The organism is Corynebacterium sp. AOP40-4SA-5 (assembly GCF_052377355.1).
Taxonomy (GTDB): Bacteria; Actinomycetota; Actinomycetes; order Mycobacteriales; family Mycobacteriaceae; genus Corynebacterium.
Genome location: NZ_JBQSWS010000005.1, coordinates 77,164 through 89,196 on the forward strand (window position 1 = coordinate 77,164; position 12,033 = coordinate 89,196).

Below are 12,033 nucleotides of genomic sequence, written 5' to 3' on the forward strand. Positions count from 1 at the left end.
CCGTCAGCGGTGCGCCGCGGCGGTCGCCGGGTGGATCGAGAGCAGGGGGAAGCCGGACGGCGCCAGGCGCGCCATCTCCTCGCGCTGCCGGCAGTGTTCGGCCACCACCTCGTAGGCCTCGGCGCCGATGAGTTCACACAGTTCATCGGCGTGGGTGGACCACAGGGCGTCGTCGCCGGTGTGGCAGCCCGGGTCCGAGGTGCAGTACCAGTCGAAGTCCTCCCCGCCGGCGCCCCATCCGCGCCGCGTGTACTCGGTCACCGTCGTGCGCAGCACCTCCGCGCCGTCCGACCTGGTCTCCCAGTCCTCCAGGCGGCGCAACGGCAGCTGCCAGCAGACCTCCGGCTTGGCCACGGTGAGGGCGACGTCGTTCTTCAGCGCCCACCCGTGCAGGGCGCAGCCGGCGCCGGCGGGGTGGTCGGCACGGTTGGCGAACACGCAGGCACCCTCGTGCACCCGGGTCTTGAGGGCTGGCTCCGGTTCCCCGGAGTCGGTGTCGTCGCCGTCGAGCTCGTCCCAGACCAGCCACGGCTCGATGCCGTCGGCGTCCCCGTCCGCGTTACCGTCGGTGTTCCGGGCACCGTCCATCACCATCGACCGGAACTGCCAGTCCTCGTCGGTCAGGTGGGGCACGATCTCGGCGAGGGCACCACGGTCGTCATCGTCGGTGAGGAAGGCGCCGTGGACGCAACAACCCACGTCAGGGTGCTCCGCGTCGATTCCGTGGCAGGCGTCCGTGCCGAAGCGGCACCGGTAGGTCGACAGGAGCCACGTAAGATCGACCGAGACGATGTGTTCGGAATCCGCCGGGTCGGTGAACTCCAGGTACTCGCGCTGATGGTCGGCGGGAGTCTCCTGTCCTGAACGCACCGCGAGGTCGGCCGGGGTCCCGTCCGGGTAGCCGCTGGTGATGTTGGAAAGAACAGAATGGGTCACGGTCAACACCGTAGACCGGATAGGGTTGAAACCGTGCGACTAGGTGTCTTGGATGTGGGGAGCAACACGGTCCACCTCGTGGTGGTGGACATGGCCCCGGGTGGTCCGCCGACCCCCATGAGCAACTGGAAGACGCCGATGCGGCTCGTCGAGTACCTCGACGAGGACGGCGCCATCACCGCGAAGGGCGTCCGCAAGCTGATCAAGGGGGTCGGGCTCGCCGCGGAGATGTCGGATCAGTTCCACTGCGACGAGATGCTGCCGTTCGCGACCTCGGCGTTGCGCTCGGCGACGAACTCCGAGGCCGTGCTGGCCGAGGTCGAGGAGCAGACCGGTGTGCAGCTGCGCATCCTGTCCGGCACGGCCGAGGCGGAGCTGACCTTCCTGGCGGTGCGCCGCTGGTTCGGCTGGTCTGCCGGACGTATCTGCGACCTGGACATCGGCGGTGGGTCGTTGGAGATGTCGGTGGGGGTCAACGAGCTGCCGGACGTGGCGCTGTCGGTGAACCTGGGTGCAGGGCGCCTGACCCACGACTGGTTCCGGACGGATCCGCCCAGCCGTAAGGAGATCAAGGCGCTGGCCGCCCACATCGACGAAACGCTCGAGGAACCGGTCAAGCAGCTCAAGGAGGCGGGTCCGGTCGACCTGGCGGTGGGTACGTCGAAGACGTTCCGGATGCTCGCGCGCCTCACCGGTGCGGCACCGTCCTCGGCGGGCCCACGGGTGCGCCGGGTGCTGACCCGCCCCGGTGTGCGGCAGTTGACCTCGTTCATCTCCAGGATGACCGCGGCGGACCGTGCGGAGTTGGAGGGTGTGTCGGTGGACCGCTCGGCGCAGGTCGTGGCAGGCGCCCTAGTGGCTGAGGCCACGATGCGCCACCTGGGTATCGAGCAGCTGCAGCTGTGCCCGTGGGCGTTGCGTGAGGGTGTGATCCTGCGTCGGGCGGACGCCGCCGACGCGGCGGACTTCGACCCGAACGTCGAGGTCGACAAGAGCAGCTGACCGGCGGGACGTCCGCCCCGGACACCGGTGTTCCCCGGGGAGGGGGCTACGCCGGTGGGGTAGCGGGGCCCGATGAAACCACAGGTGGACGCACGGTTCACGCGGATTTCGTGGGCCCGTCGTTGCGCCGATGTGGGCTGTACACGTGATAACTGTAAACTGTCACCTGATAATTGAGACATGGGTGACGGTCGTCGGGTAAGTTCGGCGGTCACGAAGGTGTCTCGGGCCTGCCGACCGGTCCGGCAGGTGATGACCGATGATGGGAACGACGGATGAGTGAGAAGCTGACTGTTGCGGAGCTTATGGCCCGCAACGCCAAGGACGGTGCTCGCAGAGCAGACCGTCCTCGGCGTCGACGCAACCTCGATGACGGTGGAGTCTCCGTCTCCGAGCTGACCGGTTCCATTCCCGTCGTCAACGATGAGGACCTCGACGCCGCCGGCGACGGCAGTGACAGCACTGCCCGGGCCGACCGCGCCGATGCCGCGCCGGTCGCCGACGAGCACCCCCACCGCGGTGGCCACGAACTCGAGGACGACCCGGCCGGGGACGTCACCGAGGAGAAGGTCGACGAGGTAGACGTCGTCGACGGGGAGGTCGTCGACGAGGAGCTCCACGACGAGCCGGTGGAGGAGCCTGCCGCTGAACCGGCCGCCGAGCCGGCACGTGGTGGCCTGTTCAGCGCCGGCGAGACCACGGTCATTCCCCGCGTCGACCCGTCCGCCGGTGATGCGGCTGAGGAACCTGCCGAGGACTCTGCCGAGGACTCGGTTGAGAACTCCACCGACGAGGTGGCGCAGGACGATGAGCACGTCGACGAGAGCGTTGACGAGAGCGCCGACGAGGCCGCCGTCGCACCGGAGCAGGCCCACGAGCCCGCCGCCGAGGCCGAGGAGCACGACCCCGACAAGATCGTCGAGTACGAGGACGACGCCATCTCCTGGCCCGCACTGCTGGGCCAGACCGCGATCGCCCTGGTGGTCGGTGTCGTCATCTTCTTCGGCTTCACCCTGCTGTGGGACAAGCTGCCCACCGCGCTGGTCCTGGCCATGGCCGGCGTGGTCACGCTGGTGTGCGTCGGCGTCGTCCACGCCCTGCTGCGCCACCGGCACACGCTCGTGCTGATCCTGGCGTTCATCGTCGGCCTGGTCATCACACTCGGACCACGCCTGATCATGTCCGTCTGACACCCCGCAAGTGGCGTGCTTCACCCTCGCCTGGCACGCTGGTGGGTATGACACGTATTGCATTTATCGGCGGAGGAAACATCGGTGAGGCCCTGATCTCGGGTCTCGTGGCTGACGGGGGGTCGGCCGACAAGCCCGACGTCGTCGTCTTCGACCCGAGTTCCGACCGCCTCGACTTCCTCCACGAGAAGTACGGGATCACCGGCGCCGACGACGCCGCCACCGCGGCCGCGGAGGCCGACTTCGTGGTCATCGCCGTGAAGCCCCACATCGTCGTCTCCGTCCTGGAGGACATCTCCTCGACGCTGGACAACAACGACGCCGAGACCGTCGTCGTCTCCGTCGCCGCAGGCGTGAGCCTGGGCACCATGGAATCCGCCCTTGCCGCCGGTGTGCCGGCCGTGCGGGTCATGCCGAACACTCCGATGCTCGTCGGCAAGGGCATGAGCGCCGTCGCCGGTGGACGGTTCACCTCCGCCGATCAGGTCGAGGCAGTGAAGGACCTCTTCGCCACCGTCGGCCAGGCCGTCGCCGTGGCAGAGAAGGACATCGACGCCGTCACCGCCGTCTCCGGCTCCGGGCCCGCCTACATCTTCATGGTCGCCGAGGCCATGACGGACGCCGGCGTGCAGCTCGGCCTGGCCCGTCCCGTCGCCCAGCAGCTCGCGATCGCCACGGTCGAGGGTGCGGCCACGATGATGGCCCAGGGGGACAAGAACCCCGTGGATCTCCGCGCCAACGTCACGAGCCCCGGCGGGACGACCGCCGCGGCGACCCGCGGTCTCGAGGAGAACGGTCTGCGGACCGCGTTCTTCCGGGCGATGCAGGCCTGTGTGGACCGCTCCGTGGAGCTCGGCCGCCCGGCCGACGAGAAGTAGGCTTCAACCCCCCGCTTCCCCCGTCCGGGGGTGGGGGTAACGGTGCAACACCCCCTGCGTCACTCTCGTCACAGCCGTGTCACCAGTGCCTCCCGTCTCCCCGGTCTCCAGCCGTCAACTTTTGTCATTCTCGTCGCAATATTCACAAGATTAACGATAGGATGGGGCGAGCGCCCGACGTGTCGAAGTTCTGCAGGAGGGGAAGCCTGCAGCGCGTGCGTGCGTCGTAAGGATTGGAAATTATGGCAAACAATGACAGTGGTACGTTCCTGACGGTCGCAGAGGTCGCCGAGCTGATGCGGGTGTCCAAGATGACCGTCTACCGCCTGGTTCACTCCGGTGAACTGCCGGCGGTGCGTGTCGGACGTTCCTTCCGCGTGCATGAGCAGGCGGTGCAGGAATACCTGGGTGCCTCGATCTACGAGGCGGGCCAGACCGGCTAGCCGGGACTCCAGACCCCTCCCTCGCGTCGACCCTGAGTCGGTGTGAGGGAGGGGTCTTTTGCCGTTGCAACGCTCCGCCAGTTAAACTGGACCGCATTCGTGTCGGATCGGTCCCGATCGGTGAGGTTATCCTGCCGTTTGCCGTCCGCCTGCGGTGCCGTCGCGTACCGTGCGGGAACCGACCAGCAGCATGATCCTTAACCGAAGACCTACCACGAGGGAGGACCCATGGGTTCTGTCATCAAGAAGCGTCGCAAGCGCATGTCGAAGAAGAAGCACCGCAAGATGCTCCGCCGTACCCGCGTTCAGCGACGGAAGCTCGGTAAATAGGCCGATGCCAGCCAAGGCGCGGCTCCGCCTCCCCTTCTTCGGGGAACGGGGCCGCGCCTTCGTTGTGTCCCGGCATGGCCCGTCGTGTCCGCCGGGAGGCTGTTCTAGGGTGGGGGACATGGACCAGAGCAGTGGGTACAGCCCGACGGTGACGATCATGGTCCGCGAGACCTGCGGGTCCTGCGGACGTGTCCGCCGGCAGATCGAGCCGGTGTGCGCCGGGCAGGGCGTCGTCCTGCAGGTCGTCGACGTCGACACCGACCGCGCTCTCGCCGTGGAGTTCGGCGACCGGGTGCCGGTCGTCCTCGTCGACGACGAGGAGGTGGCGTGCTGGGAGATCGACGACGACGAGCTGCTGGAGGCCCTCTCCACGGCCCGTCCGGAGGCGCCCCCGGCCGCTCCCTCAGCCCGCTCCCGTTAACCGGGGGTCGGTAGGAGTGCTCTCCGGTGCTTTTGTTATTGGGGACCATAAGGGGATACCGTAGGTACCCGGTAACGCTGGACGGCGTCGCCCGCCGCGCGTCGGTGGGTGGGACCGTCGCAGCGAAAGAGTAACCACTGACGATTTCGCGGGAGGCTGTGCAGCCATGGCAGGACTCGGGATCACCGGACCGGCGGCCGTCCTCCTGGTCGGCTTGTCCTTCCGGTCGGCACCTGTGCCGGTTCTCGAGAAGGCGTCGGTCTCCCCGGCGGAACTCAACCGGTTGGAGCGCGACCTGGTCGCCGGCGACTGCGTCACCGAGGCCTTGATCCTCTCGACGTGCAACCGCATGGAGTTCTACGTCGCGACCTCCGCCTTCCACCCCGCACTCGACCACGTCGTGGAGACGATCGCCGCCCACGCCGACATGGAGGCCGTGGAGCTGGAGCCCTACCTCTACGTCCGCTACGCCGACGCCGCCGCGGAGCACATGCTCACCGTGGCCGCCGGTCTGGACTCGATGGTGGTGGGGGAGCAGCAGGTCATCGGTCAGCTGCGCAACGCCTACACCTCCGCCTCGGACAACGGCGCGGTGGGCACCACGCTGCACGACCTCACCCAGCGCGCACTGCGCACGGGCAAGCGGGTGCACACCGAGACCGCCGTCGACGAGGCCGGCTCCTCGATGGTCAGCTTCGCGCTGGACCACGCGCTCGCCGAGCTCGGCGTGGCGGACATGGAGGGACGCGACGCGGTGGTCATCGGCGCCGGGGCAATGGCCTCGCTGGCGTCGACCTACCTCGGACGCTCCGGCGTCCGCCACGTCACCGTGGTCAACCGCACGGTGGCGCGTGCGGAGAACCTCGCCGCCCACGCCCGGGAGGCCGGGGTGGACGCCGCGGCGAGCGGCTTCGACGGACTGCAGGACGCGCTGGACGGCGCGGCGGTCGTCGTCTCCGCCACCGGTGCCGTGGGCACGGTGCTGGGGCCGGACGACCTGGCGCAGGCACAGCGCAACAGCCCGCACCGCATGGTGCTGGTCGACCTGTCGATGCCGCGTGACATCGACGACGCGGTGACGGACGTCGCCGACGTGCGGCTGCTCAACATCGAGGAGCTCACCGCCCTGGCCGGTGACGGGGCCCGTGACGAGTCCGCGGCCCGCAACATCGTGGCCACGGAGCTCTCGGAGTACCTGGAGCAGGTGCGCGTGCAGTCGGTGGTGCCGACGGTGAAGGCGCTGCGCCGCCGTGCCGCCGACGTCGTCGACGACGAGCTGGGCCAGCTGGTCCGACGGACCCCGGGCATGGCCGACGAGGACCGTGCCGAGGTCGCCCGCACCGTGCGCCGCGTGGTGGACAAGCTGCTCCACACCCCGACGGTGCAGGTCAAGAAGCTGAGTTCGCAGGACGGGACGGTGAACTACGCCGAGGCGCTGGCCACACTGTTCAACCTGCCGGCCGGCTCCACGTCCTCGGTGTCCCAGGCCATCGAGCCGGGTGACGCGGGCAAGGCCCGCATCGGCAACGTGCTGCAACCCCCGGCGCAGGACGCCACCACACCAGCGCCAGCAGGGGATGAGTCGGAGAACGGACAGAACATCGAGGAGGCTTCGTGAGCAGTCAGTCCGCTGAGGCGCGCGACCTCCTCGTCGGGACGCGGGCCAGCAACCTGGCACGCACCCAGGCCGGCACCGTACGCGACGCCCTCACCGGCGTCCTGAAGGACATGCTCGGGGACGCCGCCGGTGTCGCCGAACTGCATTTCGTGCACACCCCGGGCGACGCCTCGCAGAAGGCGCAGACGCCGGTGAACCGGATCGGCGTCGGTGTGTTCACCGAGACCCTGCGCAATGCGCTGGCCGACGGCGAGTGCGATGTCGCGGTGCACTCCTTCAAGGACCTGCCTACCGCGCCGGACGACCGGTTCATCGCCGTCGTGCCGCCGCGGGTGGACCCGCGTGAGGTTCTCGTCAGCGTCGACGGACTGTCCCTGCGCGAGCTGCCCGAGGGTGCCAAGGTCGGCACCGGTGCACCGCGACGGGTCTCCCAGATCCGCGCCCTGCGCCCGGACCTCGAGGTCTGCCCGCTGCGCGGCAACATCGACACCCGCATGGGACGCGTCAGCGACGACGACCTCGCCGCCGTCGTCCTCGCCCGTGCCGGGCTGGAGCGCGTCGGCGTGCTCGACCGGGCCTCGGAGACGGTGTCGGTGGACGACATCCTGCCCGCACCCGCCCAGGGTGCGTTGTGTGTGGAGGTCCGCGCCGACGACGAGGAGGCCGTCGCCGCCGTGCTCGGGCTGGACGACCCGGTCGCCCACGCCACCGCCGTCGCCGAACGTGCCGTGCTGGCGGAACTCCAGGCCGGGTGCACCGCCCCGGTCGGTGCCTGGTCGACCTACGTCGACGGCACCCTGACCCTGCGTGGAGGCGTCTTCGCCCTCGACGGGTCAAGACAGCTGCTCCGGGAGCGGTCCGTCGACCTGGAGATACCGCAGGGCCCGTGGCTGTCCACCGCCGCCGACCTCGGCCATGCCGTGGGACGCGAGCTCATCGACGGCGGGGCCGCCGAGATCATCACCGACATCGTCGGTGCACGTTGACCTGGTATTGACCGGTCCGTCGCACCACGTCCACACAGCACAGCCTGACCTACCTGAGAAAGTCACCTCCATGACGAATGCCGGAATCCCCCAGACGGGACCCACGAACAGTCCCCTGACTGGCCGCGGACGCGTCCTGTTCGTCGGCGCCGGCCCCGGAAACCCGGAGCTGCTGACTGTCCGTGCCCGCGAGATCCTCGAGAACACCTCGAGGGTGTGGGTCGACCCCGCCGTCACCGCCGCCGTGCGCGGCATCATCGCCGACCGGCTGCCCGTCCCCGAGGACAAGCGCGCCGCCGCGGAGAGGGAGTGGGAGGCCGAGCTGGAGGCGGCGAAGGCCGCCGGCGCCCGCCGCCGCCCGCGCCGTCCCGCCGAGGTCACCGCCGCCGAGATCGTCTTCGCCGCGCCCCACACCGCCGAGGCGGTGGCCGTGCACGCCGCCGCCGAGGAGGCCGCCCGCGACGCCGAGGCGTCCGGCTACGCCGCCTACCCCGACAGCCCGGACCCGGACGAGATCCGTCCCGTCGAGGCCGCCGAGGTCGCCCACTCCATGGTCGATCACGTGCACCACGGCCACAGCGTGGTCCGCCTGGTCGCCGGCAACCCGGTGAGCAACCCCGCGGTGCTCATGGAGCTGCAGGAGGTCGCCGCCCTCGGCGTGGAGTTCGAGGTCGTCCCCGGTATGACCGGGGCCTCGGCACTGCCCGCCTACACCGGCATCGCCACCGGCGACGGCTACACGGCGGTGGACCTGACCACCGACACCGGCTCCGGGCCCGACTGGGACGGCATCGCCGCGGCACCCAAGCCGCTGATCCTCACCGCCGCACCGTCCGACCTGCCGGTGATCACCAGCGAACTCAAGAAGCGCGACGTGGTGGGCAGCACCCAGGTCACCGTGACCACCCACGCCACCACCCGGCGTCAGCGTTCCTACGACGTCACCCTGGACACCCTCAAGTCCGTCGTCGCCGCCTCCGGGCCGCTGGCGAAGGAGGGGGAGATGCCCCAGGAGCTCGTCGTCACGGTGGGCACCCAGGCCAGCCGGCGCAGCAAGTACTCCTGGTGGGAGAACCGCTCGCTGTACGGGTGGACCGTGCTGGTGCCGCGCGCCAAGGACCAGGCCGGTCCGATGAGCGCGCGCCTGGCCTCCCACGGTGCGATCCCCATCGAGGTGCCCACGATCTCCGTGGAGCCGCCGCGCAGCCCCGCCCAGATGGAACGTGCGATCAAGGGGCTGGTGGACGGCCGCTACCACTGGATCGTGTTCACCTCCGTCAACGCCGTGAAGGCCGTGTGGGAGAAGCTGGCCGAGTTCGGTCTGGACGCCCGGGCACTCGCCGGCGTGCGCGTCGCCGCCGTCGGCGCGAAGACCGCCCAGGCGGTCCGCGACCTCGGCATCACTCCGGAGCTGCTGCCGAAGTCCAATGCGCGCAACGCCTCGGGCCTGGTGGACGTCTTCCCGGCGTACGACGCCGACCTCGACCCGGTGGACCGGGTCCTGCTGCCGCGAGCCGACATCGCCACCGACACCCTCGTCGACGGCCTGGTGGAGCTCGGCTGGTCCGTGGAGGACGTGGTGGCCTACCGCACGGTGCGCGCCGCCCCGCCCAGCCAGGAGGTGCGCGACATGATCAAGTCGGGCGGCTTCGACGCGGTGTGCTTCACCTCCTCGTCGACGGTGAAGAACCTGGTCGGCATCGCCGGCAAGCCGCACACCCGCACCATCATCGCCTGCATCGGCCCGATGGCCGCGCAGACCGCCCGCGAGCACGGCCTGCGTGTGGACGTGATGCCGGAGGTCGCCGGGGTCCCCGAGCTCATCGACGCCCTGGCGCACCACGTCGCCGAGCTGCGCACCGCCGGCCAGCTCCCGCCGCCGCGCAAGCGCCGTCGCCGGCGTCGTCCGACCACCGGGCAGTAACCCGCGCGGCGCCCGGCGTACGATCAGCACCATGACTGATCACGCTCACCCCGTCCGCCGTCCCCGCCGCCTGCGCACCACCCCGGCGATGCGAAACTTCGTCGCCGAGACCCACCTGGAACCCAACCAGCTGGTCCTGCCGATGTTCATCGCCGACGGGCTGGACGAGGCACGCGAGATCTCCGCGATGCCCGGGGTGTACCAGCACACCGACTCCTCGCTGCTGCGCGCCGCCGAGGAGGCGCTGAACGCCGGGGTCGGCTCCGTCGACCTGTTCGGCGTCCCCCTCCCGGAGGCGAAGGACGCCGAGGGCTCGCAGGCCTGGGCCCGCGACGGCGCCCTGAACCGGGGCCTGGCCGCCCTGCGCCGCGAGTTCGGCGACGACCTCATCGTCATGGCGGACACCTGCCTCGACGAGTTCACCGACCACGGCCACTGCGGCGTGCTCACCGTGGACCGTTTCGGGGCCACCGTCGTGGACAACGACGCCACCCTCCCGCTCTACGCGCGCATGGCCGTGGCCCAGGCCGAGGCCGGGGCGCACGTCGTGAGCCCGTCGGGCATGATGGACGGCCAGATCGCCGTCATCCGCGAGGCGCTGGACGACGCCGGCTTCCAGGACGTCTCCATCCTCGCCTACTCCGCGAAGTACGCCGGCGCCTTCTACGGTCCCTTCCGTGAGGCCGTCGGCTCCTCGCTGCAGGGCGACCGCAAGACCTACCAGCAGGACCCCCGCAACGCCCGCGAGTCACTGATGGAGGTCGAGCTCGACATCGCCGAGGGCGCGGACATGGTGATGGTCAAGCCCGCCATGCCGCACCTGGACATCCTGCGCCAGGTCGCCGACTTCTCCACCGTGCCGGTGGCCGCCTACCAGGTGTCGGGGGAGTACTCGATGATCACCGCCGCCGCGCAGAAGGGCTGGATCGACCGCGAGGCCGCCATCATGGACTCGCTGACCGGCATCCGCCGCGCCGGCGCCGACATCATCCTGACCTACTGGGCCACCGAGGCGGCCCACCTCCTGCGCGGCTGACTGCCCGTTGGCTAAGCTGGGCGTCGATATGACACAGCAGACACCCCCGAACAAGCAGCAGGGACTGCCGGGCATGCCGGACGGCCCGAAGGACCCCGGCAGGTCCGACAGGCCGCAACCGCCGAAGGTCGGACGCCCGGGCGGGCTCGCGTCCTCGTCGAAGGATGCACCGGAGAACGTCCGCGACGGTGCGCGTGCCTGGTACATCGTCGGTGCCGTGCAGGCTCTCACCGCGGTCCTGCAGCTGGTCATGACCTTGCAGGACCCCCGCCAGCTGACCAGTCAGGTCCGTGAGCAGGTCAGCTCCGGCTCGATCCCCGACGGGGTGTCGGAGACCACGCTGGTCACCGGCACCGCCATCCTGAACCTGCTGTTCAACCTCGTGGCGGTGGCGGTCTGCGTGTACCTGACCTCCCGGGTCGCCCGGGGTGGGGTGCGCAGCCGGCTGTTCCTCTGCGTCGGTTCGGTGTACCTGGCGCTCATGGCGCTGCTGCAGGTGTTCTCGTCCCCGCCGGACACGGGCGCGACGCCGCTGGTGCTGCTCGTCGGAGCGGGCACGATCATCTCCGGTGTCGTCGCCGCCGTCGGCATCTGGCTGATCACCCGCCCGGACAACGCCGACTGGTTCGGCCTGCCGGACAAGCAGGAGGTCGAGGAGTACGCCGACAAGATGGCCAGGCGCAACGAGGAACTCGACAAGGAACGCGCCGAGAAGAAGAAGCGTAAGGCCGAGAAGAAGAACAGGGGACGCTGAACCGTGCCCAGCATGTTCCCGGTCTCCCACAACTCCGACCCCGGTGACCGCAACCGTGCGATCCGCTACTGGACCCCGGGTGACGGAATCCCCGGCTCGGTGAAGGTCGCCGTGGTGCTGTTCGTGGCAGCCGGCATCGGCCTGCTGCTCAGCGGGGTGATGATGTGGGTGGTCGAGCGCCCGGTCGTCGACGACGCCGAGCAGATGGCCTACGTCGAGACCCTCTCGGCGAATATGCGCTGGGTCGGTACGGTCCAGGTCATCGCCGCCGTGGCGGTGGGGGTGCTGGTGCCGGGGCTGCTGAAGGGCGACGCCCGTCGGCGCCGACGGCTGATGATCGCCGCCGCGGTGGCCATGGGCTTCACCCTGGTCGGCTGGGTCTTCAACGTCGGCGGCCTGGAGCAGCCGCTCGTGGCCCTGTTCCTCGCGGTGGCCTGCCTGGCGATGTACCGCCCGGCGGTGCGGACCTACTTCGGCGGGTCCCCGGGCGAACTGCAGGACCGGGAGGGCTGAGC

Annotated in this window: 13 protein-coding genes; 12 read left to right on the forward strand and 1 reads right to left on the reverse strand. The window is 70.0% G+C overall.

The annotated features are described in order from the left end of the window. Positions 1–3: 3 nt before the first annotated feature. Positions 4–936: a hypothetical protein gene (locus ACT3S3_RS04415; RefSeq protein ID WP_301442149.1), complete on the reverse strand. Its 933-nt coding sequence runs from the start codon at positions 934–936 to the stop codon at positions 4–6. A gap of 33 nt (positions 937–969) precedes the next feature. Between ACT3S3_RS04415 and ACT3S3_RS04420 the strand changes: the two genes are divergently transcribed. The 12 genes from ACT3S3_RS04420 (at position 970) to ACT3S3_RS04475 (ending at position 12,031) form a co-directional block, all read left to right on the forward strand. Next, the gene (locus ACT3S3_RS04420; protein ID WP_301442150.1) at positions 970–1,938 is read left to right on the forward strand and encodes a Ppx/GppA phosphatase family protein; all 969 of its coding nucleotides are present in this window, start codon (positions 970–972) and stop codon (positions 1,936–1,938) included. Positions 1,939–2,213: 275 nt separating this feature from the next. Further along, a complete protein-coding gene (locus ACT3S3_RS04425) occupies positions 2,214–3,128 on the forward strand; it encodes a hypothetical protein (protein ID WP_441579056.1) in 915 nt (304 codons plus the stop codon). Between the two features lie 47 nt (positions 3,129–3,175). Continuing rightward, positions 3,176–4,006, forward strand: a complete 831-nt coding sequence (gene proC / locus ACT3S3_RS04430) for a pyrroline-5-carboxylate reductase (RefSeq protein ID WP_301442152.1) — start codon at positions 3,176–3,178, stop codon at positions 4,004–4,006. 242 nt (positions 4,007–4,248) lie between these two features. Then, positions 4,249–4,449 carry a helix-turn-helix domain-containing protein gene (locus ACT3S3_RS04435; RefSeq protein WP_301442153.1) on the forward strand — a complete coding sequence of 67 codons (201 nt, stop codon included), beginning with the start codon at positions 4,249–4,251 and terminating at the stop codon, positions 4,447–4,449. Between the two features lie 228 nt (positions 4,450–4,677). Continuing rightward, positions 4,678–4,779: a 30S ribosomal protein bS22 gene (locus tag ACT3S3_RS04440; RefSeq protein ID WP_003855542.1), complete on the forward strand. Its 102-nt coding sequence runs from the start codon at positions 4,678–4,680 to the stop codon at positions 4,777–4,779. Between the two features lie 118 nt (positions 4,780–4,897). Continuing rightward, positions 4,898–5,200: a glutaredoxin family protein gene (locus tag ACT3S3_RS04445; protein WP_441579055.1), complete on the forward strand. Its 303-nt coding sequence runs from the start codon at positions 4,898–4,900 to the stop codon at positions 5,198–5,200. Between the two features lie 166 nt (positions 5,201–5,366). Further along, positions 5,367–6,818 carry a glutamyl-tRNA reductase gene (locus ACT3S3_RS04450; RefSeq protein WP_441579054.1) on the forward strand — a complete coding sequence of 484 codons (1,452 nt, stop codon included), beginning with the start codon at positions 5,367–5,369 and terminating at the stop codon, positions 6,816–6,818. Continuing rightward, positions 6,815–7,804: a hydroxymethylbilane synthase gene (hemC, locus tag ACT3S3_RS04455; RefSeq protein WP_441579053.1), complete on the forward strand. Its 990-nt coding sequence runs from the start codon at positions 6,815–6,817 to the stop codon at positions 7,802–7,804. The genes ACT3S3_RS04450 and hemC overlap by 4 nt, the downstream gene beginning before the upstream one ends. 70 nt (positions 7,805–7,874) lie before the next feature. Further along, positions 7,875–9,728: a uroporphyrinogen-III synthase gene (locus ACT3S3_RS04460; protein WP_444626346.1), complete on the forward strand. Its 1,854-nt coding sequence runs from the start codon at positions 7,875–7,877 to the stop codon at positions 9,726–9,728. Between the two features lie 31 nt (positions 9,729–9,759). Then, positions 9,760–10,764, forward strand: a complete 1,005-nt coding sequence (gene hemB, locus ACT3S3_RS04465) for a porphobilinogen synthase (protein WP_441579052.1) — start codon at positions 9,760–9,762, stop codon at positions 10,762–10,764. Between the two features lie 28 nt (positions 10,765–10,792). Beyond that, positions 10,793–11,518 carry a hypothetical protein gene (locus tag ACT3S3_RS04470; protein ID WP_441579051.1) on the forward strand — a complete coding sequence of 242 codons (726 nt, stop codon included), beginning with the start codon at positions 10,793–10,795 and terminating at the stop codon, positions 11,516–11,518. Positions 11,519–11,530: 12 nt separating this feature from the next. Next, positions 11,531–12,031, forward strand: a complete 501-nt coding sequence (locus tag ACT3S3_RS04475; RefSeq protein ID WP_301442159.1) for a hypothetical protein — start codon at positions 11,531–11,533, stop codon at positions 12,029–12,031. Positions 12,032–12,033: the final 2 nt, after the last annotated feature.